Annotated in this window: 24 protein-coding genes; 12 read left to right on the forward strand and 12 right to left on the reverse strand. The window is 30.3% G+C overall.

The window, feature by feature from the left end; translation table 11 throughout:
* Positions 1-423: 423 nt before the first annotated feature.
* Positions 424-912 (forward strand): thioredoxin family protein, encoded by a 489-nt coding sequence (locus tag H0I29_RS13060; RefSeq protein ID WP_218752694.1) that lies wholly within the window; start codon positions 424-426, stop codon positions 910-912.
* A gap of 125 nt (positions 913-1,037) precedes the next feature.
* On the opposite strand, the gene H0I29_RS13065 is transcribed toward H0I29_RS13060, so the two are convergent.
* The 7 genes from H0I29_RS13065 to H0I29_RS13095 all read right to left on the reverse strand — a co-directional run bounded on the left by H0I29_RS13065 (position 1,038) and on the right by H0I29_RS13095 (position 8,795).
* Positions 1,038-2,138, reverse strand: coding sequence for an OmpA family protein (locus tag H0I29_RS13065; protein ID WP_218733098.1), 1,101 nt, complete (start codon positions 2,136-2,138; stop codon positions 1,038-1,040).
* 110 nt (positions 2,139-2,248) lie between these two features.
* Positions 2,249-3,145, reverse strand: a complete 897-nt coding sequence (locus H0I29_RS13070; RefSeq protein WP_218733099.1) for a Ppx/GppA phosphatase family protein — start codon at positions 3,143-3,145, stop codon at positions 2,249-2,251.
* A gap of 6 nt (positions 3,146-3,151) precedes the next feature.
* A complete protein-coding gene (locus H0I29_RS13075) occupies positions 3,152-3,640 on the reverse strand; it encodes a histidine phosphatase family protein (protein WP_218733100.1) in 489 nt (162 codons plus the stop codon).
* 34 nt (positions 3,641-3,674) lie between these two features.
* The gene (pdxH, locus tag H0I29_RS13080; RefSeq protein ID WP_218752695.1) at positions 3,675-4,322 is read right to left on the reverse strand and encodes a pyridoxamine 5'-phosphate oxidase; all 648 of its coding nucleotides are present in this window, start codon (positions 4,320-4,322) and stop codon (positions 3,675-3,677) included.
* Positions 4,323-4,390: 68 nt separating this feature from the next.
* The gene (locus tag H0I29_RS13085) at positions 4,391-5,578 is read right to left on the reverse strand and encodes an NAD(P)-dependent oxidoreductase (protein ID WP_218752696.1); all 1,188 of its coding nucleotides are present in this window, start codon (positions 5,576-5,578) and stop codon (positions 4,391-4,393) included.
* A gap of 135 nt (positions 5,579-5,713) precedes the next feature.
* Entirely contained in the window at positions 5,714-6,907 is a 1,194-nt protein-coding gene (locus H0I29_RS13090; RefSeq protein WP_218752697.1) for a retropepsin-like aspartic protease, read from the reverse strand.
* Between the two features lie 457 nt (positions 6,908-7,364).
* On the reverse strand, positions 7,365-8,795 hold the full coding sequence (locus tag H0I29_RS13095; protein WP_218752698.1) for a sodium:solute symporter: 1,431 nt from the start codon (positions 8,793-8,795) through the stop codon (positions 7,365-7,367).
* A 152-nt stretch (positions 8,796-8,947) separates the two neighbouring features.
* Here H0I29_RS13095 and recR point away from each other — a divergent pair, with 152 nt between their 5' ends.
* Positions 8,948-9,565: a recombination mediator RecR gene (recR, locus tag H0I29_RS13100; protein ID WP_218733105.1), complete on the forward strand. Its 618-nt coding sequence runs from the start codon at positions 8,948-8,950 to the stop codon at positions 9,563-9,565.
* A 1-nt stretch (position 9,566) separates the two neighbouring features.
* On the opposite strand, the gene H0I29_RS13105 is transcribed toward recR, so the two are convergent.
* From H0I29_RS13105 to H0I29_RS13125, 5 genes are all read right to left on the reverse strand, one after another.
* Positions 9,567-10,019, reverse strand: coding sequence for a hypothetical protein (locus H0I29_RS13105; protein ID WP_218752699.1), 453 nt, complete (start codon positions 10,017-10,019; stop codon positions 9,567-9,569).
* Positions 10,020-10,079: 60 nt separating this feature from the next.
* Complete coding sequence (locus H0I29_RS13110) at positions 10,080-10,667, reverse strand: CopD family protein (RefSeq protein WP_218733107.1); 588 nt, start codon at positions 10,665-10,667, stop codon at positions 10,080-10,082.
* A gap of 339 nt (positions 10,668-11,006) precedes the next feature.
* Positions 11,007-12,023: a ferrochelatase gene (gene hemH / locus H0I29_RS13115; RefSeq protein WP_218752700.1), complete on the reverse strand. Its 1,017-nt coding sequence runs from the start codon at positions 12,021-12,023 to the stop codon at positions 11,007-11,009.
* Positions 12,024-12,118: 95 nt separating this feature from the next.
* Positions 12,119-12,637, reverse strand: coding sequence for a TrmH family RNA methyltransferase (locus H0I29_RS13120; RefSeq protein ID WP_218752701.1), 519 nt, complete (start codon positions 12,635-12,637; stop codon positions 12,119-12,121).
* A gap of 48 nt (positions 12,638-12,685) precedes the next feature.
* On the reverse strand, positions 12,686-13,570 hold the full coding sequence (locus tag H0I29_RS13125) for an AraC family transcriptional regulator (protein WP_218733110.1): 885 nt from the start codon (positions 13,568-13,570) through the stop codon (positions 12,686-12,688).
* 204 nt (positions 13,571-13,774) lie between these two features.
* On the opposite strand from H0I29_RS13125, the gene hemA reads away from it, so the two are divergent.
* From hemA to H0I29_RS13175, 10 genes are all read left to right on the forward strand, one after another.
* A complete protein-coding gene (gene hemA / locus H0I29_RS13130) occupies positions 13,775-15,010 on the forward strand; it encodes a glutamyl-tRNA reductase (RefSeq protein ID WP_218733111.1) in 1,236 nt (411 codons plus the stop codon).
* Between the two features lie 10 nt (positions 15,011-15,020).
* On the forward strand, positions 15,021-16,613 hold the full coding sequence (hemC, locus tag H0I29_RS13135; protein WP_218752702.1) for a hydroxymethylbilane synthase: 1,593 nt from the start codon (positions 15,021-15,023) through the stop codon (positions 16,611-16,613).
* A 129-nt stretch (positions 16,614-16,742) separates the two neighbouring features.
* Positions 16,743-17,708: a porphobilinogen synthase gene (hemB, locus tag H0I29_RS13140; RefSeq protein ID WP_218733113.1), complete on the forward strand. Its 966-nt coding sequence runs from the start codon at positions 16,743-16,745 to the stop codon at positions 17,706-17,708.
* An 89-nt stretch (positions 17,709-17,797) separates the two neighbouring features.
* The gene (gene hemL / locus H0I29_RS13145) at positions 17,798-19,087 is read left to right on the forward strand and encodes a glutamate-1-semialdehyde 2,1-aminomutase (RefSeq protein WP_218733114.1); all 1,290 of its coding nucleotides are present in this window, start codon (positions 17,798-17,800) and stop codon (positions 19,085-19,087) included.
* 137 nt (positions 19,088-19,224) lie between these two features.
* Positions 19,225-20,253: a uroporphyrinogen decarboxylase gene (gene hemE / locus H0I29_RS13150; protein ID WP_218752704.1), complete on the forward strand. Its 1,029-nt coding sequence runs from the start codon at positions 19,225-19,227 to the stop codon at positions 20,251-20,253.
* 3 nt (positions 20,254-20,256) lie between these two features.
* Positions 20,257-20,601 (forward strand): 5-carboxymethyl-2-hydroxymuconate Delta-isomerase, encoded by a 345-nt coding sequence (locus H0I29_RS13155; protein WP_218733116.1) that lies wholly within the window; start codon positions 20,257-20,259, stop codon positions 20,599-20,601.
* Between the two features lie 123 nt (positions 20,602-20,724).
* Positions 20,725-21,471, forward strand: a complete 747-nt coding sequence (locus H0I29_RS13160; RefSeq protein WP_218733117.1) for an EI24 domain-containing protein — start codon at positions 20,725-20,727, stop codon at positions 21,469-21,471.
* Positions 21,468-22,097: a hypothetical protein gene (locus H0I29_RS13165; protein ID WP_218752705.1), complete on the forward strand. Its 630-nt coding sequence runs from the start codon at positions 21,468-21,470 to the stop codon at positions 22,095-22,097. Before H0I29_RS13160 ends, H0I29_RS13165 begins: the two co-directional genes overlap by 4 nt.
* On the forward strand, positions 22,094-22,999 hold the full coding sequence (hemF, locus tag H0I29_RS13170; RefSeq protein ID WP_218752706.1) for an oxygen-dependent coproporphyrinogen oxidase: 906 nt from the start codon (positions 22,094-22,096) through the stop codon (positions 22,997-22,999). Before H0I29_RS13165 ends, hemF begins: the two co-directional genes overlap by 4 nt.
* A 136-nt stretch (positions 23,000-23,135) precedes the next feature.
* Positions 23,136-24,770 (forward strand): tetratricopeptide repeat protein, encoded by a 1,635-nt coding sequence (locus tag H0I29_RS13175; protein ID WP_218733120.1) that lies wholly within the window; start codon positions 23,136-23,138, stop codon positions 24,768-24,770.
* The last annotated feature ends 154 nt before the right edge of the window (positions 24,771-24,924 follow it).

Below are 24,924 nucleotides of genomic sequence, written 5' to 3' on the forward strand. Positions count from 1 at the left end.
AACTTTCTCTCTGAAATAATAAAAGGATAATTCGATACATTTAAGATTCATATAATAGTGCTCAAAATTTCTTAGCTATTTAATAATATTATATTATTCTTATCATTATTTTGAATTTACCATAATTAATAACTAAATGTTACAGTTATCTTGAAAAATATTTATATTTTTTATATATTTGTATTTATTCTGACGATAATACATAATAATTAAATTGGGGGATTGAATTTATTATATTCTAAGAATAACCTAAGGTCGTAATTTTCTAATTACGGCTTTTTCTTTTTTTATTCCTAATGTTTTTACCGGATTTACTTTTTTAATTGAGAGATACTATCTTCTTTTAACGCCTAATTAAGGGGAATTTTCTATGGAGTTTTTTTTATGGTATTATTTTTGATATTTTTGATGAAATTACCATTCATGAAAAAAGTTATTTTAGGATTTACTATTTGTTTTTTTTCCATTACATATATTGTAGCACAAGAACACGCAACAGAAAAGCAAGAAGTTAATATAGAAGATTCAGTTTATATAAACTGGGAACCTTCTTTTAACGATGCTTTAAAGAAGTCTAAAAAAGAAAATAAACCAGTACTTATTTATTTTACAGGATCAGATTGGTGTGGTCCCTGTATTATTTTAGATAAGAAACTTTTTCATACAGAAAAATTTAAGGCTATAGCAGATAAAGATTTAGTATTGTATGAGGCAGATAGTCCTAGAAATGTAGATTTAATTTCTCCGGAGACTTTAGAAGTAAATAATGAATTAAAGAGAAAATTTAAAATAAGATCTTTTCCTACGTTAGTGTTTGTAAATCATAAAGGTAAAATGATTGGCTATAAAAAAGGATTAATTCTTACCGATTATTATTATCCTTTTATTCAATCTGTTATCGAAAATTATTAAAAAATATACTTATAACTTAACAACACTTTCCGTTATAGGTTCATTATATATAGTTTTATTACATAAAAAAACCGAAGCAATATGCTTCGGTTTTTGTTGTTCTAAATTATATTAGAAAAATAAAATTATTTTTCATTCACTACTCTAAATGTAGTTCTTCTATTAGCTCTGTGTTGCGCTTCTGTACAAGAAACACCATCAGCACATCTGTTAGTTAATTTAGCTTCACCGTAACCATTACCAGTTAATTTACTTGGGTTAATACCTTTAGAAATTAAATAGTTAGTTACTGCTTGAGCTCTTCTTTCAGACAAGTCTTGGTTAGATGATTTAGTACCTCTAGAGTCTGTATGAGATTCTAAAGCTACAGATACACCAGTTTTTAAAACAGGTAATAATCTTGTATCTATAATTCCTTTAGCTGTAGAAGTTAAAGTAGCGCTTCCTAAATTCCAGTTAATTGGTAAAATTGTATTGTTTACTAATTCACATTCTACCTCTTTCCAAGTTGTTAAGCCTCCTTTATTAACTAAAATTTCTTTAGTAACTGTTTTGTATTTAGCATCAACAGTAACTTCTTCTTGCCATGCATCTTTTACTAAAACTGTTTTATTGATGCTTCCGTATTCTGCAGGAATTTCAATAGATTTAGTAGTTGGTGGCGTTACCATTACTTTAGTAGTATATGTTTTATCATATCCAGGAACTTTGTTAGATACAGTAGTTGCGTCTTTATCTAATTTAGTTAAAGGTACTGTTACATACTGAGCAGCAACAGGTACAAAACACCAGTATCTACAGTCGTTAGGGTCGCTAGATTCACAATCAGGTGCTTTTTCACTCATTTCCCAATTAGCAGAAGCAGCTTTTGTTTCTATTGTTTGAGAATCTGAATTAAAAGTAGCATTAACTACACTTAACTTATTTGCATCTACTTTGGCAGTATAGCTAACTGTTTTGTTTTCCCATACAGCAGGTACAACAACTAAACGTTGTCCAGCTTCTTTAATTAGAACTCTTTCTGTTATTGTGTTGTATTCTGCAGGATGTGTAACAATTTTTTTGTAAGCCGGAGCTACTTCTATCGTTACATCTTCGTTTTTCCAAACTTCTGGAGTTTTACATCGAACATAACACTTTCCTGGTTCTGGATTCTGTGGTAAGTCTTGAGCAAACGCTGCTGCTCCAAACATTAATAATGTAGCACTTAGTAAAATTTTTTTCATAATAAACTTGTATTTTGTGTTAATAGTTCAATTTTATGACACAAACTTTTTTAGTAAGTCACATCACGTTACTCAAAAATACAAATTATGTTAAAGAAATCATAAAAAAATTACAACTTATTGTAAAATAAGCTTTTAATTATTCCGTCAGAAAGTCCAATTTTAGGAACATAAATTTTTCTAGCGCCACTCCATTTCATAGCAGACAAGTAAATTTTGGTTGCTGGTATAATAACATCTGCTCTATCTGGGTTTAAACTTAACTCAGAAATGCGTTCATCATAAGTCATTTGTTTTAAGAATTGATATTGAGCATTTAGATAAATATAAGAAATAGGTTTTCCTTCTGCTCGTCCAGACATTTTAAATAACTTATTAATGTTACCGCCAGAACCAATTAAAGATACTTTCTTTAAATCTTTAGTATTTTTCTTTATCCATTTTTCTACGTTGGCAAACATTTCTTTGTTCACAGCTTTTTTGTTACTTAACAAACGTACTGTTCCCATTTTAAAAGATTTTGAAGTAAGAATTTTACCTTCAGAAAATATGGTAAACTCTGTACTACCACCACCAACATCAACATAAAGGTAAGAATTATCACCTTGTATTAATTGATTTAGATCTGTAGATGAAATTATAGCGGCTTCTTCTTTACCACCAATAATATCAATTTTTACACCAGTTTCTTTAAAAATTTTTTCAACAACTTCCTTACCGTTTTCTGCTTCTCTCATTGCAGAGGTTGCACAAGCTTTATACCTTTCTACACCATTTACATCCATTAATAATTTAAATGCTTCCATAGCATTAATCATTCTGGTAATGTTTTTCTCGCAGATAATTCCGCCAACAAAAGCATCTGCTCCTAAACGAATAGGAACACGTACTAAAGAAGATTTTTTAAACTGAGGCTCTTTGTCGTCAGATACTATAACGTTGGATATTAGTAATCTAATTGCATTTGATCCAATGTCTATAGCTCCATATTTTTTAATTTCTAACAAACTATTTTATTTATGGTTCTTAGGGAATTCTATCATAAACGTTTTCCCTTTTTTTATGTTTTTCCAATGTTTATCTTCGAACTGAATACCTACAACTCCGCAAGTTGATACATGCGAAATAGGTTTGTTACCAAACTTATTTACAAAGGTATTGATACCGTGATCATGACTAAAAATGATGGCAGAATTAAAGCCGTCATCTAAAGCATTTACTGTTTTTACCAAATAACCATCACTAAAGCTATATAACTGTCTTTTTACTTGAAGGTTAGATAAAGGAAACTCGAAGTTTTCACAAAAAATAATTGATGTATGTAATGCTCTATTGGCACTACTTGATACAAAAACATCTGGTCTGTCTATTTCTGTTGATAAGAATTTAGACATTAAATGTGCGTCTTTTATGCCGCGTTTTTTTAGAGGTCTGTCAATATCTTCTATTCCTGAGTATTCCCAAGAAGATTTTGCATGTCTAACAATGTATAAAGTTTTCATTCAATTCTAATTGTTGAGTTGTAAATATAAAAATTTATGGTGCTAATCTTTCTTTTTTCCAAGAAAAATCTTCTTCTAAGGTATATCTTATTCTGTCATGCATTCTATTTGGTCTCCCTTGCCAAAATTCTATAGAAATTGGTTTTACCAAATACCCTCCCCAATGCTTAGGTCTTAGTATTTCTTTTCCTTCAAATTTGTTTTCAAAAGTTTTTAGGTTACCATCTAATTCTTCTCTAGAAGTAACTATATCACTTTGGTTAGATGCCCAAGCACCTAATTTGCTACCGTCTGGTCTAGATTCAAAATAACCGTCAGATAAGTTTTCGGCTAATATTTCTGCGTTTCCTTTTATAATAATTTGTTGTTCTAGGGCAGGCCAGAAGAAAGACAAACAGATATTGCTATTGGCTGCAATTGCTTTTCCTTTTTCTGAATTGTAATTGGTGTAAAAAATAAAACCTTCCCAAGTGAACTTTTTTAATAAAACAACTCTGCTTTTAGGAAAACCATCTAAACCAATGGAAGATACAGTCATGGCATTACTTTCATCTACCATGTTTGATGAATCGGCTTTTAGAAACCAAGTCTGGAAAAATTCCATGGGATTTTCTGGACAAGTACTTTCTAAAAGTTCTTGTTTTTCGTAGGATTTTCTGTAATTACTTAAATCTTTAGACATTATATATAAATTCTATAGAGTAAAAATACAGAATATTTTAAGAGTATTAACACTCTAAATCCCCCTTTTTAAAGATTTTTATTGATATGTTTTGCAAGATAAACTCCAGAACTTGCACAACCTTGAATTAAATATCCTCCTGTTGGAGCATCCCAATTTAACATTTCTCCAATACAAAATTGATTTGGAATTTTATGTAGCTGAAAATGAGTGTCTACTGCATTTAATTCAATTCCGCCAACCGTAGAGATGGCAGCATTTAACTTTCCTAAGCCTGTAATTTCTATAGGAAATTTTTTAATATATTTTGATAAAATTGTTGCATCTAGATATGCTTCTTTAGAAAGATGAATTTTAAGTAACTCTATTTGAGAAGTGCTTAATTTTAATCCTTTTTTTAAAATTTGTGTGGTGTTTTTAAAAGAGGGATTTATAATTTTATTGTTAACTTCTTCTAGTGAAAAAGTAGGTTTAAAATCGATGTAAACCATTGCTTTTTCTTCGGATTTTAGTTGTGTTCTAATCTGCGGACTCAATGCGTAAATAGCATTTCCTTCTATTCCAAATCTGGTAATTACAGCTTCTCCTTTTTGTGTTTTGTCAGCACAAGAAATAGCAATGTTTTTTAAAGGGTTTCCTTCGTTTTCTTTGATGAAATCTAGATTCCAATCAATTTTAAAAGCACAATTAGAAGCTTCAAACGGAGTCGTGTTTACACCTTTTTCTTGAAACGTTTCTAACCAACTTCCGTCAGAACCAGTAATTTTCCAACTTGCACCGCCTAAAGAAAAAATGGTATAATCAGAATGAATAATTGCATCATTAACTATTAAATTATTTTCTGCATCCCAACCAGAAAAAGTATGTTCGTATTTAAAAACAATTCCTTTTCCTATTAAATGATTTAAAATAGTATTTAAAACAGTAATTGGTTTTATACCTTCTTCTGGATAAATTCTTTTGCTACTACCAATATAAGTAGGAATTCCAATGGATTGTAACCAATTTCTAAAATCATCATTGGTGAAACTTAGTAAACCATTTTTTAAAACATCATTAGGAGTATAGCGTTCTATAAAACTAGCTATAGTCTCTGAATGAGTTAAATTAAAACCACCTTTTCCTGCAACCAAAAGTTTTCTACCCGCTGTTTTATTCTTTTCATAAATAGTAATATCAAATTTTTTGGTATCTAAAAAAGCGGCTAAAAGTAGGGCAGAAGGTCCGGAGCCAATAATTGAAATTGATTTTTTCATGATATTAATTTAAACAAACAGGAGTTATTGTTTTTTAAGATTTTTTACTTGTTTTAAGTACTAAAAGGCGAAAGTAAATCGGCAACTTACTACTTTATAAAATAGGTTAAAACCTGTAGTTAATTTTATAGGATATTACCAAGGTGTTTTAATTTTGTTTATCTCTACTGTTTGTTGTATTCCATCAGATTCTATAACAATTTTTAAAATGTCGTTGGTAATTAACTTTTTCCATTCTTTTTTCCACAAGTCACAGAATTTACCTGTTATTTTTAACTCAATTAAATCTATATTGTTGATTTTTAGCACTTTTGAATTCGGCTTTATTTTTCCAACCAGTTTGCTTTTATCATATATGTTAGCTACTGTAACTGTATTATTTTCATAATCTGTAAAAAAACCAACTTCGTAAATATTTGGCAGAATAGAATCTAATTTTTCTGTCTTATCTAAAATTAAATAATCATTTTTCCAGTCTATTGTAATGATGTAGTTTTCATAAAAGTCATTACCTAAAAGGGAAGAGTTTCCTGGTTTAATTAAGAGGTAAGAAGGTCGCTTAAATAGTTGTTCGTTTATTTGAAAACTATCTAGCTTTTTAAAGTGTGTCTCTCCTTGCTTTGCTCCTGTAAAATTAAAACCTTTTATTCCAACCTTTGTAATCGACGGATTGTTTTTTAATAAAGTTGTATCTCCTGTTTGAATAAAGCCATTAAACCCAGTGTCAAAAGTAAAATAATTTGATTTTTGACCTATTCTTAGGTTAAAATGAATATTACCAACCTCTTCAGAATTCATTTTTACTTTTTTAGAATTACTTGATATTTCAAATCTTTCACTGTTATCTGTAATTCTAATAGTTTGTTTTTGATAATCTATTTGCCAATTGGCTTTTCTCATCAAATTATTTCCAATGATACCGTCTATTTTTTTACATCTAATATATTTTCCAAATTTAGATACGTCCCAAATTAAACTAACAGTCTCCCTGAATTCAATACCTGCTATTTTTATTGAGTTTATTTGAACTCTCTCTACTTTTTTTACTGAATCACTACCATTTGAAACAGTTCCTTTTTTTAGCTGTTTTACATTTAATTCACTTGATATTGTTGGGGCAATTAGGTTTAATTCAGCTCCTGTATCAAGAAGGAAATTATACTCTTTTTCTTGAATTGTTACTGGTATAAATATAAATCCGTTTTCGTAGGTGAAAGGAATTTCTTTTAAGTATTCTTTCTTGGTTACAAACCCCTGTTTTTTATAATTGTATGTTACGCAACTACTTAATAAGATAATTATAAAAAAGGCTATTATTCTGTTGTTCATAAGGTTTGTTATTCTGGTGTTTTTAATAATTTATATACTTAAAGTAGTGTTGTTTTTGATAAATAATAGTAACATTAAACTTTCTAGCAGCTAAAAGTAACGTAAAAGGGTCGGTGTTAATAATGCAAACTAATTTTTTGATGATATAAGGAGGAATTTTCCAAGTGAGCTAAAACCGAAATAAAATTTACAAGGTGTTGCAATTGGTTATTATAGTTCTAGTAACGAATCACTCGATTTTATACTAACATTTGTTGTTTTAAGAATTTTTTTGATATCATTTTTTATCCAGTCTTGTGATTTTGGGTGAAATACTATCTCAAAATTATACTTTTCAAATTCATTAAGTATCAAATTATAACCAAATGGTTCATTTATTTGATGATATATCCTCGTTTTAATAATTATATCAGAAGTTAGCGAATTTATCTAAAAACAAAGTTAGAAACAAACTAAATTACTTCTTAGCTAAATACAGTCCAATAAAAGTTAAAAGGCCATTTAAAACCAACACAAAAAAGCCAAAGTCAAAACCTAATTTTTGTTTAGAATAATAACTAATTACATATGTAAGAATCGGAGCAATTATGCAAATGGCAGGTATTAATTTATCTTTTACCTTTATTTTGGTAAACATTCCAAAAGCATACAAACCTAATAAAGGTCCGTACGTATAGCCTGCAAATGTGAATATTTTGGCAATAACACTTGCATCTGCAATAAAATATTTAAAGATTAAAATGGTTGCAATCAAGACAAAAGAGAAAATAATATGAATCTTCTTTCTTATTTTTTCTTGTTCGTTTTTATCCTTCTTTTTATCAATTTCTAAAATATCAATACTAAAAGAAGTAGTTAAAGATGTTAGCGCAGAATCTGCACTAGAATAAGCTGCTGCAATTAAACCCAATAAAAAGAATAGAGCAGTAGCCAAACCTAAGTTTCCTTGTGTTGCAATAATAGGAAAAAGCTCGTCTTTGTGTGCTTCAATTCCTGCTTGTTGTGCGTAATCTGTTAATAAAACACCTAAAGCTAAAAAGAAAAAGTTGACAATTACCAACACAATGGTAAACCAAAACATATTTTTCTGAGCATCTTTTAAATTTCTACAGGTTAAGTTTTTTTGCATCATATCTTGGTCTAAACCGGTCATTACAACGGCAATAAATGCACCAGATAAAAATTGTTTCCAGAAATAATTTCCAGCCTTTATATCATCAAAAAAGAAGGTTTTAGACATTTTACTATCGGCAACATAGGTAAATAGATTGTCAATTTTCATTTCGTTTGAAATGGTGTAAATACATACGCCTACTGCAATTAGCATAAATAAGGTTTGTAAAGTGTCCGTCCAAACAATGGTTTTGATACCTCCTTTAAAAGTATATAACCAAATTAAGAGAATTGTGATAGAAACGGTTACCCAAAACGGAACTCCGTAAGCGTCAAATAAAATTGCTTGTAACACATTTGCTACTAAAAAGAGTCTGAATGCAGCGCCAACTACTCTAGAAAGTAAAAAGAAACTAGCACCAGTTTTGTAAGAATAATTACCAAAACGATCTTGTAAATAGGTGTAAATAGATGTTAAATTTAGTTTGTAATACAACGGAAGTAAAACCAAACCAATAATAGCATATCCAACAACATAACCCAAAACCATTTGAAAATAGCTCATAGAATCTGTTTCTACCCAACCAGGAACCGAAATAAAGGTAACTCCAGAAAGTGAAGCACCAATCATACCAAAGGCAACTAAATACCAAGGTGAAGAGTTGTCTGCTTTAAAAAAGGTTTTGTTGTCTGCAGATTTTCCGGTGAGGTAAGAAATACCGATTAATACGGTAAAATAAGCGACTATTAATAGTAGTATGTAAAGTGGTTGCATGTAGTAATTACGAATGTTGAATTATGATGCACAATATAGGATTTTTAGTGAATAGAGAATAGATATTAGGGGAAAGAAAATAGATAAGTATTTCAATTATAAAAGAATGTTTTTCTTGAATCTTTTCTTTTTATTGAGTTAAATTTGCAGTTATGGATTTTTCATCAAAACTTTTAGAAAACGCCGTAAATGAGGTGTCTCGTTTACCCGGAATTGGTAAGAGAACTGCATTGCGTTTGGTATTACATTTATTAAAACAACCTTCGGACAATACAAAGTTTCTATCGGAAGCTTTATTGCATTTAAGAAATGATGTAAAGAATTGTGAAAAGTGTCATAATATTTCTGATACAGCTTTGTGTGATATTTGCAATAATGTAAAAAGAAAGCCGGAGATTGTCTGTGTGGTAGAAGATATTAGAGATGTTATGGCGATAGAAAGTACGTCTCAATTTAATGGATTGTACCATGTTTTGGGAGGAAAGATTTCTCCGATTGAAGGAATTGGTCCTCAGAATTTAAAAATAGAAAGTTTAGTTAAGAAAGTAGAAAGCGGAGAAGTAAAAGAGTTAATTTTTGCTTTAAGTTCTACGATGGAAGGTGATACGACTAACTTTTATATTTTTAAACAAATAGAAAAATTTGAAATTACAACATCTACAATTGCGCGAGGAATTTCTGTGGGTGATGAATTAGAATATGCAGATGAAGTTACTCTAGGTAGGTCTATTGTAAATAGAATTCCGTTTGAACAAAGTATAAGAGGGTAATTTAATCGATTCTGTAAAAAAATATTTGGTTAGGATTTTCCGTGTTAGGATTTTCAAATTCAAAAATAATTTCGTGATGTTTTCCGTCAATAATTGGATTGAGACTAAAGTAGTTTTCAACATCAGAGTTGTCGTATTTAAAAGATCCCCAAATTTTATTATAACGGCTATGGGTTATTGTAAATTTACCGGTTAAGGTTTCTGAGTATACACAATTATTATTAGCATCTCTTTTGTATTTTCTATGAATAAAGCTGTCATCAGAATTAATGATTAAATCAATAGAGTCGTCAACAGAACTACCTGTACAATATGTTTGTATTGAAGGGGTAAATTGTCTAACTCTAAAATTACCGCTAAAATCTCCCAATCCATAAAATTCTGGTTGCTCATCATTAGAAGTGCAAGAAAATAAGATGATAAGGATAGAGAATGCTAAAATTTTATTTTTCATATTTTTTAATCTAAGAGATTAATTTATAAAATAGTTTATGTTGAAATGAGTTTTATTTACTTATTCTTTTTTATCATCACTTTCCAAAACCTCTCTCTCAGCTTTTTCCCAAGATCTTTTTTCTCTTATTTTTTTGTAGAGTCTAATCCCTAACATCAATATTACTCCAAAAAGGATAATACCTACAACGCCCCAAATCCAATTTATGGCAGATTTTAGTGTTACTAAAAAGACTACTGCAAATAAAATAATTGTTGGTGCTTCGTTTATAATTCTTAATTTGAATGCTGTGTATTTTATAACATCATTCTGTAGCTGTTTGTATATTTTATGACATAAGCCGTGATAAACATATAATGCTAAAACAAAAGTAAGTTTTATGTGCATCCAAGGCATTTCTAAATAAACAGGATTTTTATACAACATCCAGAAAGCAAAAAAACTTGCTAAAATAGCAGAAGGCCAGGTAATTATATACCACAATCTTTTGCTCATTAATTTGTATTGAGTTTGTAAAATTTCTTTAGCAGGTTCTGGTTTTTTTTCTGCTTCTACGTGATACATAAATAGACGAACAATGTAAAATAACCCTGCAAACCAAGTAACAACAAAAATAATGTGTAGTGCTTTTACGTATAGGAAATCCATAATCTTTTAATTTTTATTTATTCTTATCGATGTCATCTCGAAAGAAGTATTAAGAGGATCTAAAATTTATTTATCTTTAGATTTCTCAATCGATTAAGAAAGTTATTTTCGAAATGAAATATGAAAACTTAAATGTGCTTTATGTTTCACTATTTGTTTGCAAACAAGTTTAGCCCTGATTAACTCCACTTTAAAATTTTTATTGAGTCGTTGAATGCTTTGCATTTGAAATGGCATCCTTTTTTCTGTCAGTTTGAGTGAATTTGCTTTTTTGCAAATTTGTATCGAGAACAGAAGAAAAAAGATATAATGTAAAGCAGGAAATAGCTTCTTATAATTTTACTTGTTCTTCCAATCGTTAATCCATTTCACCATTACATCTACCCAATCGTCATTGTCATTCATACATGGTATGTGTTTGTAATCTGTACCACCAAACTTCATGAATTCGTCTTTACCTTCCATGGCAATTTCTTCTAAAGTTTCTAAACAATCTGCAACAAAAGCTGGTGTAACAACGGCTAATTTCTTTTTACCTTCGCCAGGAAATTTCTCAATTTCGAAATCGGTATAAGGTTTTAACCAAGGGTCTTTTAATAAGCGAGATTGAAAAGAATTGCTATATGTGCCTTCTTTTAAATTTAAGGTTTTCGCAATTTCTTTGGTTGTTTCAAAACATTGATGTCTGTAACATGTGTGGTGTGCAACAGAGTTACGCTCGCAACAAGAACCATCTATTTTACAGTGGTTTTTGGTAACGTCTGATTTCATGATATGACGCTCTGGAATTCCATGGTAAGAAAATAAAATATGATCGTAATCAAACCCTTCTAAATGATTGGCAATGTTATTACTCATTGCTTTTATATAATCAGGCTCGTTATAAAAGGCTGGTAAAACGTCTAATTTTACTTGTGGGTATTTCTCAGCTAAAATTTCTTCAGCTTTTACAACAACTGTCTCGTAGGAAGACATTGCGTAATGAGGATATAATGGCGCTAAAAAGATTTCTGTAACCCCTTTATCAACCAATTCTTTAATCCCTTTTTCCATGGTCATAGAACCATAACGCATTGCCAAGGCAACTGGTAGTTCTACTTTTTTAATCACTTTATCTGTAAATCTTTGAGATATTACCACTAACGGAGAACCTTCTTTCCACCAGATTTTCTTATAAGCGGCACCTGCTTTTTTGGGTCTTGTTTGTAGTATAATTCCGTTAATTAGTAACCAACGTTTCCAATACGGAATGTCAATTACGCGTTCATCCATTAAAAATTCTCCTAAATAATTTTTAACGTCTTGTGTTTCTGTAGAGTCTGGTGATCCTAAATTGTTAAGTAATATTCCCTTCATTTAAAAAAGTTTCAAAGTTTTAAAATTTCAAGTTTTTAGATTGAAAAAATAGACTTTTGTTATTTTATTTTTTATTCTGAACTTGTTTCAGAATTTTATTTTTGCTTACTGCTTATTGCCAACTGATTTGTAACTTCATACAATGTAATCGCTAAACTATGTATTACATTCATACTAGAGTTTCTACCGTACATTGGTATTGCAATTGTTTCGTCCAGTAAATTTATGTTTTCAATTCCATTTCTTTCGCTCCCCAAAAGTAATACGATTTTTTCATAATTTTTAAAATTAAAATCTTGAATATCGATACTTTTATCAGTAATTTCTATACCAATAATGGTGTTTCCTTCTTGCTTTAATTGCTGTATTAGCGCATCAAAATTGTTGTAAACGTCATGTTCAATTTGATTTACCGTATTTCTTGCCGTTTTTTTTACAATTCTATTTTCTGTAGAAGGTGAATTCTCGTGAAAATAAATTTTTTGCACTCCAAAACTTTCTGAAATTCTAAAACACATTCCTATGTTTTCAGGTGTTCTAATGGCATCGCAAACAATTGTTATCGGAAATTGTTTTTGATTGTTTTCTATATCGTAATGTGTTAATTGTTCCAAATTAATTTTGTTTCTAAGTTTTTTAAAAAGATGTACTTTTATTTTTGCTTACTCTTTTAAGCTCATTACATACTTCTTAGGTGTTGTGCCAAATTTCTTTTTAAAGGCTGCTATAAAATGGCTAGAGGTACTATAGCCAACTTTTACACCAACTTCATTTACATTAAATTGATTGCTCTCTAACAATTTCCTAGCGTATTCCATTTTATAATCAAACAGAAAACTATAAACAGTATCTCCGTAAATTTGTTTAAAACCTTCTTTTAATTTTTTTATGTTTAAACCAATTTCATTTGCTAGTTCTTGTAAACTTGGTGGTTCTGCCATTCTTGCAATAATAATTTCTTTGGCTTTTCTAATTTTTAAAACATTCTGTTCATCTACTAAAAACGGACAAAACTCGCCTTCTGGATTTTCTTCTTTCTGAAAATGGATGCTTAACAATTCGTATACTTTACCTCTAACATATAAATCTCTAATAGAGTTATTTGTTTTAGAATTGATAATTTGTTGTAAAATAATAGAAACAGTTGGTTTTATTTCTGTGTCATCGTAATATTTCTTGTTACTGTTTTCATTACTCAAAAAAGGAATGTAACCTGATTCTTTAGAAAATAAGGAGTGAAATTTTTCGATAGAAATTAACAATGAAACCAATGTTGTTTTTGGTTGAATCTCTAAATTGATGGGTAAAACTCCTTGCGGATTGTATAATAAAATTGCTCTATTGTCTAGAACATCAAAAGAGTAGGTGCCATTATTAAATAAAAATTTAGATTTCCCTCTTAAACAAAAGTGAATTTGTATAAAGGCATTATTTATTTTCCTTTCAAAGTTTTCTACTTCTTTACTTTCGTTCTGAAAATGAAGCACATAAAACCCTTTTTCTAAAGTAATTTCTTCAAATGTACTTTCTCCGACATTTTTGAACATATCTTATCTTTTTAGTTTCATTTTTTTTATTTAGAATCATTCTATATAAAAAGAAATAAAAACTCAATTACATAGCAAAAGTAATGCTTTTAGGGTGTTTTATGGATAAAAATTAATTAAAAAACATATAACGATATAAATAGTCCTTTAAGCGACATTTTTTTCTAATTGAAGTTTATACTTTTGTCCAACTTTTAGAATAATATGCAAGAGCACAGGCAAGAGCACTTTTATAATATTGGCGTTAGTTACAAAAAAGCGGATGCTAACACACGTGGAAAATTTTCTTTATCAAAAGAAAATCAAGTTTCGTTGTTAAAACTTTCAAAAGAGAGAGGGTATAAAGGGGTCTTTATTATCTCTACCTGCAACAGAACAGAAATAAGCGGTTTTGCAGAAAGACCATGTCAATTAATAGAATTGTTGTGTGAGTTTTCTGAAGGAACCATCCAGGAGTTCTCTAAAGTTTCTAATGTTTATAAAAACCAAGAAGCAATACATCAGTTATTTAGAATTGGTACCGGTTTAGAGAGTCAGATTTTAGGAGATTACGAAATTGTAGGACAATTAAGACAGTCTTATAAAGTAGCAAAATCTTTAAAAACGACCAATGCGTATTCAGAAAGGTTAATTAACTCTGTATTGCAAGCAAGCAAAAGAGTTAAAAATGAAACAAGGTTAAGCTCTGGAACAACATCTGTTTCTTATGCTGCTATTCAATATCTTATTAAACATTTACCAGATTATAATTCTAAAAATATTTTAGTTTTTGGTTTAGGTAAAATGGGGAAATACACTTGTAAAAACCTAGCAGAATACACGCAAAATAAATCTGTTTGTCTAATTAATAGAACGGAAGAGAAAACAACAGAATTTGTAAAAGAACATGCTACTATTAGAAAATCAGTAATAGAAAACTTATCTGATGAAATAGAAAAAGCAGATGTTTTAATTGTTTCTACAGGAGCAGATAAACCTACCATTACAAAAGAACTTATTGCTAAGAATAAAGATTTATTAATTTTAGATTTATCAATGCCAGAAAATGTGGCAAAAGATGTAACTGACTTTAATGGAGTTACTTTAGTAAATATAGATGAGCTTTCTAAAATTACTGATGAAACTCTAGCGGTTCGTCAACAAGAAGTACCGTATGCAGAAGCTATTATAGAGACTCACAAAGCAGAATTTAATGAATGGCTAAACCATAGAAGATTTACGCCTGCAATTGCAGCTTTAAAGAAATCATTAGAAAATATTACAAACGACGAAATTAATTTTCAGAAGAAAAAAATTGCTGGTTTTGATGAAAGTCAGGCAGAAATCTTAACTTCACGTTTTATACAGAAAATAACCACCCAATTTGTGAAACATTTAAAAGATGAAGAAACATCTGTTACACAAAGCCTACAAGTAATTAATAAGGTTTTTAAATCTTAACCACAATACCATGCAGAAAATAATAAAAATAGGAACTCGCGATAGCCAATTAGCGCTTTGGCAAGCTAATAAAGTGCGCAAAGAATTAAAGGAGTTGGGCTATGAGTCTGAGATAGTACCTATAAAATCTTTTGGCGATATTGTTTTAGATAAACCTTTATATGAATTAGGAATAACAGGTGTCTTTACTAAGAATTTAGATGTTGCTATGTTAAATGGCGATATTGATATTGCTGTACACTCTTTAAAAGATGTGCCTACTGTTTTACCTCAGGGTATTATACAAGCTGCTGTTTTAAAGCGTGCAGATTATATAGATGTATTGGTTTTAAAAGATAACGAAGAGTTTTTTGGACAACCAGATGGTGTTATTGCAACGGGTAGTATCCGTAGAAAAGCAATGTGGTTAGATCGTTACCCAACTCATAAAGTAGAAGGAATACGTGGTAATGTAAACACACGTTTAGAAAAATTAGAGAATAGTGAAACTTGGAACGGAGCAATATTTGCTGCTGCAGGTTTAGAAAGATTAGGCTTAAGAGATGCAGAAGCAATTCCGTTAACATGGATGGTTCCTGCACCAGCGCAAGGAGCAATTATGGTTGCTTGTTTAGAAAAAGATGATTTTGTAAGAGATGCTTGTGAGCAAATAAATCATTACGAAACAAAGGTTTGTGTTGGTATAGAAAGAGAATTTTTAAACCTTTTAGAAGGTGGTTGTACTGCACCAATTGGAGCTTTGGCTTATATTGATGCAAGAACCGAAGAAGTAGTTTTTAAAGGAGTTTTATTAAAAAAAGACGGTACTAAAAAAATTACAGTTACTAAAAATGCAAAAATGGGAAGCCATCGTTATTTGGCTAAAGATTGCGCAGATTATGTAATTAATAAAGGAGGAAAAGAGTTAATGGCAGAAGACGCAGAAGATGCTGTTGAAACATTACAAAATATATTTTCTACAAAGAAACTTTCTGAGCTTCAAAAAGAAATAGTATCTGAAACCATTGGCGTAAAAGATAGTGATTTTATTAAAATCCGTTTTAATCGAATTCCTGCTAAGGTGATGAAAAACGAAATAGAAAACGTTATTATCACAAGTCAGAATGGAGTAGAAGCACTTTTAAATTCTTTCACAAGAGAAGAAATGAATTTTAAGAATATTTACTGTGTAGGTAGAAGAACTAAAAAACTAATTGAAAACAGAATAGGTAAAGTTGCGCACGCTGCAAAAAATGCTAAGAAATTAGCGGAATATTTAGCAGAAGAATTAGACACTAAAAAAGTAACCTATTTTTGTAGTAATCTAAGGTTAGATGTTTTACCAGCTTCTTTAAAAGCTGAAGGAATACAAGTAACGGAAGTAGAGGCTTACAAAACGATGTTAAGTTCAGAAAAAATTGATGATGAAGTTTCTGGAGTTTTGTTTTACAGTCCATCAGGAATTGAAAGTTATTTAGAAGAAAACAACCCAGATAGAGTTGCTTTTTGTATTGGAGAAACTACAGCGGTAGAAGCAAGAAAATATTTTGAAAAAGTAGAAGTAGCAAACATGCCAAGTGTAGACAGCCTTTTAGAATTGGTGAACTTGTATTATTCAAGATAGAGACGTATTTCCTATAAAGGATCTAATTTTACAGGTATTAAAAATAATAAAGAATGTCTCCTCGAGCGCAGTCGAGAGGTTTTTATAAATTAGGTCTCGACTGCGCTCGACCTGACATAAGTAAAAGTTATGTTTAGAACTCGTAGATTAAGAAAAACAGAAGGAATTAGAAGATTAGTTAGAGAAACTAAAGTATCTGTAGACGATTTTATTTATCCACTTTTTATTGAAGAAGGAGAAAATATAGAAACTGAAATTGTTTCTATGCCAGGGATCAAACGTTTTTCTTTAGATAGAATTTCTAAAGAATTAGATGAGGTGGTCGAATTAAATATTCCTGCCGTTTTATTATTCGGAATTCCATCAACAAAAGATGATGAAGGAACAGAAACTTGGAATGATAACGGAATTATGCAACAAGCAATTCGTTTTATCAAGAAAAACTACCCAAGTTTATATGTAATTACAGACGTTTGTTTTTGTGAATATACTTCTCACGGTCATTGCGGAATTATACACGACAATGATGTAGATAATGATGCTACGTTAGTAAATATTGCAAAACAAGTTATTTCGCATGCAAAAGCAGGTGTAGATATGGTTGCGCCATCGGGAATGATGGACGGAACGATTGATATGATTCGTCAGTCTTTAGACAATACAGGTTTTGTAGATTTACCAATTATGGCGTATGCTGTAAAATATTCATCCGCTTTTTATGGTCCTTTTAGAGATGCTGCAGATTCTGCTCCTACTTTTGGAGACCGAAGAACCTATCAAATGGATCCTGCAAATAGAGATGAAGGAATGCGAGAAGCAACTTTTGATGATCAAGAAGGAGCTGATATTTTAATGGTAAAACCAGCATTGTCTTATTTAGATATCATAAGAGATTTAAAAAACAATTTCGACCGTCCGATTGCATGTTATAATGTAAGTGGAGAATATGCAATGGTAAAAGCTGCTGCAGAAAAAGGTTGGATTGATGGAGAAAAAGTAATGATGGAAAGCTTGTTGTCTATGAAGAGAGCAGGAGCAGATATTATTATTACGTATTTTGCAAAAGAAGCAGCTAAGGTATTGTTGAAGAAATAACGTCATTACGAGGAAGAATGACGAAGTAATCTCTTAAATTAATAAGTAGATTACTTCACTACGTTCGCAATGACAGAAAAACAAAAGAAATGAATTTCAAGAAATCAGAAAAATTATATAAAAAAGGATTAAAAAATCTAGTAGGAGCAGTAAACTCTCCTGTAAGAGCCTTTTCATCAGTTGGAGGGAATCCGTTGTTTATCAAAAAAGCAAAAGGGACTAAAATTACCGATGTAGATGGTAATAAATATATAGATTTAGTGCTTTCTTACGGACCAATGATTTTGGGTCATAGACATAAAAAAGTGCAAAAAGCTGTTGAAAAAGCATTACAAAAGGGATATTCTTTTGGTGCATCAACAGAAAATGAAATAAAATTAGCAAAAATTGTTTGCGACGCTTTCCCAGGAATGGACAAAGTTCGTTTTGTAAACTCTGGTACAGAAGCTGTTTTAAGCGGAATCCGTTTGGCAAGAGCATTTACCGGAAAAGATAAAATTATAAAATTTGCAGGTTGTTACCATGGGCATCAAGATGCATTATTAGTAGCGGCAGGTTCTGGTTTGGCAACATTAAGTTTACCCGGTTCTAAAGGTGTTCCTGAAGGAGCTGTAAAAAACACGTTAATTTCTAATTATAACGATTTAGATAGTGTAAAAAAACACTTTGAAAATGATGACAATATTGCAGGTGTAATTATAGAACCAATTGCTGGTAATATGGGGGTTGTAATTCCTGAAAATAATTTCTTAGTAGAATTAAAAGCGTATTTAGAAACAAAAGGAGCGTTATTAATTGTTGATGAAGTAATGACAGGTTTCCGTTCTAAATTTGGTGGAGCGCAAGAATTACTAGGTGTAGAAGCAGATATTACCTGTTTAGGTAAGGTTATTGGTGGAGGTTTCCCCGTTGGAGCTTACGGAGCAAGAGAAGAGATAATGCAAGAAGTTGCGCCTTTAGGCGGAATGTATCAAGCAGGAACGTTAAGTGGAAATCCAATTGCTATGGCAGGTGGAATTGCTACTTTAACGGAACTTAAAAAGCAAAATCCGTATAAAAAATTCGAGGAAACTGGTAGTATTTTAGAGGTGATTTTATTAGAAACTGCTAAGAAATACAATGTTGCTTTAACTGTAAATAGGTTTGGTTCTATGTTAAATCCTTTCTTTGTAAATAGTGAAGTTACTAATTTTGTAGAAGCACAGTTGTCAGATACTAAAAAGTTTGCAGTGTTTTTCTGGGAAATGATTAGAAACGGAGTTTTCTTACCTCCAAGTCAGTTTGAAGCATGGTTTTTATCATCAGCATTATCAGATAAGGATATAAAGAAAATAGCAGAAGCGATTGATAAGGGAATGTTAGCTGTTTCAAAAATGTAAATATATAAATCGTCATTACGAGGAAGAATGACGAAGTAATCTCCGTATGAATTAGTAGATTGCTTCACTACGTTCGCAATGACGTTCAATAATCATAAATAGCTAATAGCCAAAAGCTAATAGCCAAAAGCTAAAAAATGATAAAAAACGATTTATTTTTAAGAGCCTTAAAAGGAGAAACTGTAGACCGTCCACCTGTTTGGATGATGCGTCAGGCAGGAAGATATTTACCTGAATTTCAAGAAATCAAAAAGAAATATGATTTTTTTACACGTTGTCAAACTCCTGAGTTAGCATCAGAAATTACAGTGCAACCAATTCGTAGATACGGAATGGATGCTGCAATTCTATTTTCAGACATTTTGGTAATTCCACAAGCGATGAATATTCATGTGGAAATGAAACCAAACTTCGGACCTTATTTACCGAATCCAATTCGTACTCAAAAAGATTTAGATTCAGTAATTGTTCCAGATATTCAAGATACTCTAGGCTATGTAATGGAGGCTATTAAAGCAACCAAAGAAAAACTGAATGATGAAGTACCATTAATCGGTTTTGCAGGTTCACCATGGACGATTCTTTGCTATTGTGTACAAGGGCAAGGGTCTAAAAACTTTGATAAAGCAAAAGAATTATGCTTTACAAACCCTGTGGTAGCTCATTCTTTATTACAGAAAATTACAGATACAACCATTGCTTATTTAAAAGCAAAAGTAGCTGCAGGTGTAGATGCTGTTCAGGTTTTTGATTCTTGGGGAGGTATGTTATCTCCAGTAGATTATCAAGAATTTTCTTGGCAATATATGCAGCAAATTATCGATGCTTTAAAAGATGAAACACCTGTTATTGCTTTTGGTAAAGGATGTTGGTTTGCTTTAGACGAAATGTCTAAATCTGGCGCTTCGGCTTTAGGTGTAGATTGGACTTGTTCTCCCAGAAATGCACGTTATTTATCTGGCGGAAAAATTACGCTACAAGGTAATTTCGATCCAACAAGATTGTTTTCTCCACCGGCAGTGATCAAAAAAATGGTACATCAAATGATTAATGAATTTGGTAAAGACAGATTAGTTGTAAACCTTGGGCATGGTATTTTACCAAACATTCCGTTAGAAAACGCAAAAGCATTTATCGATGCTGTAAAAGAATATAAAGCAGACTAAAAAATGCCACATTTTATTTTAGATTGTTCAGAAAACATTTTAGAATTACGAGAACCAAGAAAAGTATTAGAAGCCGTTTTTGAAACGGCTTTTTCTACGGGGTTATTTGATAGAGATGATATTAAAGTACGTTTAAATCCTTATAAACACTCTTTAGTACAAAGTGAATCAGCAGATTTTATTCATGTTTTTGGTAATATAATGGAAGGAAGAACTAGTGATCAAAAATCAGATCTTTCTTACGCAATTGTAGCTACCTTAACTACATTGTTTCCTAAAGTACCCGTTATTTCTATGAATATAAGAGACTTTGAAGCTAATACTTACTGTAATAAATCTATGATTTAGATACATAATATGGGCGTTACTTTATGCTGAAAAAAATCAGCATAAAGTCGCGCTTTCCATTATATCTTTTTGCAGAAAAAGCAAAAAGGATGCCATTTCAATCGCTAACGCAAGCCAACGCTAATGATTAAAAATATATTTTCAGGCATAAGTGCCTACGCAGGTTCTTTTGGTTTAATATCTCAATTAAAACTATGGAAATATTTTATAATTCCAATAGTAATTAGTGTGGTAACGGCAACAATTATTGGTTTTACAGCGTACGGATTATCCGATAATATTGGTGCTTTTTTAGCTAAAATATGGGTTTGGGACTGGGGAAAAGAAACATTTACAACCATTACATCCGTAATTGGAGGTCTCTTTGTTTTGGTTATTGGGTTTTTATTGTACAAACATATTGTAATGGCTTTATCAGCACCATTTATGAGTCCTGTATCAGAAAAGATAGAAATTCATATCAATGGAAATTTAAAACACAACCACAGAAGAACAAGCTTTCAAGAACAATTAATTAGAGGAATTAGAATTAGTTTAAGAAACATAGGTAAAGAGTTATTATTAACGATTCCGTTGTTATTATTAAGTTTTATTCCCATAATAGGAATTTTTTTTACCGCTTTATTATTTTTATTACAAGCTTATTATGTCGGTTTCGGAAATATGGATTATACCTTAGAAAGACATTTTAACTATAAAGATAGCATTAACTTTGTTGGAAAAAAGAGAGGTTTTGCTATTGGTAATGGAATTGTTTTTATGATGTGCATGCTAATTCCTGTAATAGGAATCATTATCGTTTTACCACTTTCTGTAACAGCTGCATCTGTAAAAACGGTTGCCTTATTAAATACTGAAAATAATAAGTGAATTTTTTAAAAAAATACGATAAACCTTTTGAGTATGCAGGCATAATAATGAAACTTATTATTGCTTATCAATTTTCTGTTATTTGGTTCCAACCAGAAGCTTCTGATGTTTCTAAAATCTCTTCAATGGCTATTTTAATGGTTTTTGAGTTTATAATGGTACATTCAGGAGTATTTATGGCTGTTATGCCTAAAAGATTATCTTTGTTTCTGTTGGTGCCTTTTTATGGTTTATTTGCCTGGGGATTTTCGTCTGCAATGGAAGGCAATGATATATTAATTATATACTTATTAGTTGTATTAAATAGAATGCGCTTTGCCTTTTCAGAAGTCGATATTCAAATACGAAGTAGAGCGATACTGTTTTCTATCTCGGCAGCAATTTTATACTTAATACTTATCTTTATCACTCTTTTTTCAAATGGTGTTTTTGGAGAATTAGGACTAACACAAGAATTTTTAAATTCGTCGGGGTATTTTGAAACTTTAACAGCAAGTGGAGAGTTTATGGAGAGACCACATACGGCTATTAGTTTTGGTTTTTTTTATTATTGCTTTTTGGCTGTAGTAGAAACGCTATTGCTAACCACTAAAAAAATAAATATGACTAAAATTGCAATTAAATGAAAGATCAATTTTATAAATACATAGAAAACTTACAAGACACAATTACTTGTAAGCTAGAAGAGGTAGACGGTGGTGCTAAATTTCAAGAAGACCTTTGGGAAAGAGAAGAAGGTGGAGGTGGAAGAACTCGTGTGATTGAAAATGGAAAAGTTTTTGAAAAAGGTGGTGTAAACATTTCTGCTGTTCATGGTGAATTACCAGAAGCATTAAGAAAACAATTTAAAGTAAAAGAAGGTAACTTTTTTGCTTGTGGATTGAGTCTCGTTTTACATCCAATAAGTCCTTTTGTGCCAACAGTGCATGCAAATTGGCGCTATTTTGAAATGTATGACGAAGTAGGAAATATCGTTACTCAATGGTTTGGTGGAGGACAAGATTTAACGCCCTATTATTTATTTGATGAAGATGCTACTCATTTTCATACAGTATGTAAATCCGCTTGCGACCAACATGATCCAGCATTTTATCCGAAGTTTAAAAAAGTATGTGATGAGTATTTCTGGAATGCTCACAGAAAAGAAGCAAGAGGAATTGGAGGTTTATTTTTCGATTATCAAAAGGAAACAGAGCAGTTTTCTATAGAAGACAGATTCAATTTTGTTACGGAAGTAGGGGACAGTTTTTTAGAAAGTTATGTGCCAATTGTAGAAAGGCGAAAAGAAATAGCATTTACAAAAGAACATAAAGATTGGCAAGAAGTAAGACGAGGACGTTATGTAGAGTTCAATTTAGTGCATGATAGAGGTACTTTGTTCGGCTTAAAAACAAACGGTAGAATAGAAAGTATTCTAATGAGTTTACCGCCAATTGTACAATGGAAATACAACCATCAACCAGAAGAAAATTCTGAAGAAGAAAGGTTGATTAAGGTTTTAGAAAATCCTAAAGAATGGATTTCTTAAAAGATAAAAAAGGCAAAACGATTCGTTTTGCCTTTTTTTACATCGTTTTTTTTATTGATATTAATTTTAGTTGTATTTTGCTTAAACTTTTGTGATATCTACTATTTTGTAAAAGTAAAAATAGACTGACAAAAAAATGTACTTCAAAATAATACTCCCTTTTTTATTTCTTTTTATTTTAAAAACCAACTCTCAGAATTTAGATTCTATTTTTATTTCAAAAAAAGAAATTGTAAAATCTATAAAAACAGACGAAAAAAAAGCACTGTTTTTATATGAATGTGGTGAATATTTTTATTCTAAAAATAGTAATAAAGCGGAATATTTTTATCGAGAAGCTTTGGCTTTAAATAAGGATAAGAATAATTTGATGGAAGGTAGAGCTTTATTTAAATTAGGATTTGTAGAGAAAAATGAAGGAAATTTAAGTACAAGTCTCAGGTATTTTAATAAAGCAAAAGATATCTTTAAAGATAATAATGATTTAGAACGTTTAGCCTCTGTTTATTTTGATATTGGATATGTATATCGATATAAAAATCAAATGGATAAAGAATTTGAATTCTACCAAAAAGGATTGAAATTAAGTGAAGGAGGAAGTGAAACATTAATAGGAAAAGGTTATCTACATTTAGGGAATTACTACACTAGATTAAAAAAATTAGATTCCTCAATTTATTTTTATAATAAAGCACTATACCTTTTTAAAAAAATAAAGAAAGAAAATAGAGTTTATAATGTTTATAATAACATAGCGAATACGTATTATAAACAGGGAAGATATGCTGAAGTAATAAATATTAGAAGTTTAGTTTTAAAATATGCTAAAAAGGAAAATAAGAAACTACTTATAACTGTAAATTACCATAACATTGCTGCCGCATATAGTGAATTGAACGAATATGATAAAGCTGAAAAATATTTAGATTCTGCTATTGTGGTAGCCGAAGAAGAAAGTTTTAAACTACGGTTAGCAAAATCTTATAATTCAATTTCAAAGGTTAACTATTCATTGAAAAATTACAAATCTGCTTATCTATATCAACAGAAGTATAAAACTTATTCAGACTCTATTTTTAAATCTCAATTAACAAACACACTTGAAGAGACCGAGTTAGTAAATAAACATAAAGTGGAAACCAAAAATTTGCAAATATTAAATCAAGAAGAAGTTTTTGAGAAGAGGTTGTATTTAATTATAATTTTTGTTTTTTTATTATTGGGTATCCCTCTTGTTTTTTTATTTTATAGAAATTCAGTTAATAAAAATAAAATAATACAAGGAAATTTAGAAAAAGAAAAAATTAAAAAAGAGGTTTTACAGGAAAAGTTCAAAAGATCTGAATCAGATATAAGAAGTTTGGTTGCAGATAATTCTATGAGGTTAGAGTTTTTAAAACAACTTTTATTAAAACTTAAAAATCAAAGAGAATCGAGTGATTCAGTTGAAGTGAAAAATTATATTAAAGATTTATCTTTTAAAATTCAGCAACAAATTACAACAGATAGTAAATTAACTTTGGTTAAAAATAAGATTGATATTATTAATGATGGTTTTAATAATATGTTAGTTATCACTTATAAAGAGCTTACTAAAACAGAAAGAGAAGTATGTTCATTATTAAGGTTAAATTTATCGATTAAGGAAATAGCATCAATTAGAAATTCAAGTTCGGATGCAATAAAAGTTACACGCTACAGAATAAGAAAGAAAATGAATGTACCTAAAGGTGAAAAATTAGAGATGTTTATTCAAAAGTTAGAAGTGTAGTTTAATTCGTTGTATTTCAGTTATTTATGTCTTAAGTGGTGTGTTTTTGTTACTTTTTGTTACGCTTTAAAAATACTTTGTTACTTTTTGTTACCTGTTTTTTAGTGTAAAATTTAGACTTATTATTTATATTTGATTACATAATAAGTGATTC

It is taken from the genome of Polaribacter sp. R2A056_3_33 (assembly GCF_019278485.1).
GTDB lineage: Bacteria > Bacteroidota > Bacteroidia > Flavobacteriales > Flavobacteriaceae > Polaribacter.

What these genes read in the sequence shown, in the direction of transcription:
- H0I29_RS13060 (WP_218752694.1), top strand. Translation starts at nt 424, where the DNA reads ATGAAAAAAGTTATTTTAGGATTTACTATTTGTTTTTTTTCCATTACA.
- H0I29_RS13065 (WP_218733098.1), bottom strand. Translation starts at nt 2,138, where the DNA reads ATGAAAAAAATTTTACTAAGTGCTACATTATTAATGTTTGGAGCAGCA.
- H0I29_RS13075 (WP_218733100.1), bottom strand. Translation starts at nt 3,640, where the DNA reads ATGAAAACTTTATACATTGTTAGACATGCAAAATCTTCTTGGGAATAC.
- pdxH (WP_218752695.1), bottom strand. Translation starts at nt 4,322, where the DNA reads ATGTCTAAAGATTTAAGTAATTACAGAAAATCCTACGAAAAACAAGAA.
- H0I29_RS13085 (WP_218752696.1), bottom strand. Translation starts at nt 5,578, where the DNA reads ATGAAAAAATCAATTTCAATTATTGGCTCCGGACCTTCTGCCCTACTT.
- H0I29_RS13090 (WP_218752697.1), bottom strand. Translation starts at nt 6,907, where the DNA reads ATGAACAACAGAATAATAGCCTTTTTTATAATTATCTTATTAAGTAGT.
- H0I29_RS13095 (WP_218752698.1), bottom strand. Translation starts at nt 8,795, where the DNA reads ATGCAACCACTTTACATACTACTATTAATAGTCGCTTATTTTACCGTA.
- recR (WP_218733105.1), top strand. Translation starts at nt 8,948, where the DNA reads ATGGATTTTTCATCAAAACTTTTAGAAAACGCCGTAAATGAGGTGTCT.
- H0I29_RS13105 (WP_218752699.1), bottom strand. Translation starts at nt 10,019, where the DNA reads ATGAAAAATAAAATTTTAGCATTCTCTATCCTTATCATCTTATTTTCT.
- H0I29_RS13110 (WP_218733107.1), bottom strand. Translation starts at nt 10,667, where the DNA reads ATGGATTTCCTATACGTAAAAGCACTACACATTATTTTTGTTGTTACT.
- hemH (WP_218752700.1), bottom strand. Translation starts at nt 12,023, where the DNA reads ATGAAGGGAATATTACTTAACAATTTAGGATCACCAGACTCTACAGAA.
- H0I29_RS13125 (WP_218733110.1), bottom strand. Translation starts at nt 13,570, where the DNA reads ATGTTCAAAAATGTCGGAGAAAGTACATTTGAAGAAATTACTTTAGAA.
- hemA (WP_218733111.1), top strand. Translation starts at nt 13,775, where the DNA reads ATGCAAGAGCACAGGCAAGAGCACTTTTATAATATTGGCGTTAGTTAC.
- hemC (WP_218752702.1), top strand. Translation starts at nt 15,021, where the DNA reads ATGCAGAAAATAATAAAAATAGGAACTCGCGATAGCCAATTAGCGCTT.
- hemB (WP_218733113.1), top strand. Translation starts at nt 16,743, where the DNA reads ATGTTTAGAACTCGTAGATTAAGAAAAACAGAAGGAATTAGAAGATTA.
- hemL (WP_218733114.1), top strand. Translation starts at nt 17,798, where the DNA reads ATGAATTTCAAGAAATCAGAAAAATTATATAAAAAAGGATTAAAAAAT.
- hemE (WP_218752704.1), top strand. Translation starts at nt 19,225, where the DNA reads ATGATAAAAAACGATTTATTTTTAAGAGCCTTAAAAGGAGAAACTGTA.
- H0I29_RS13155 (WP_218733116.1), top strand. Translation starts at nt 20,257, where the DNA reads ATGCCACATTTTATTTTAGATTGTTCAGAAAACATTTTAGAATTACGA.
- H0I29_RS13160 (WP_218733117.1), top strand. Translation starts at nt 20,725, where the DNA reads ATGATTAAAAATATATTTTCAGGCATAAGTGCCTACGCAGGTTCTTTT.
- hemF (WP_218752706.1), top strand. Translation starts at nt 22,094, where the DNA reads ATGAAAGATCAATTTTATAAATACATAGAAAACTTACAAGACACAATT.
- H0I29_RS13175 (WP_218733120.1), top strand. Translation starts at nt 23,136, where the DNA reads ATGTACTTCAAAATAATACTCCCTTTTTTATTTCTTTTTATTTTAAAA.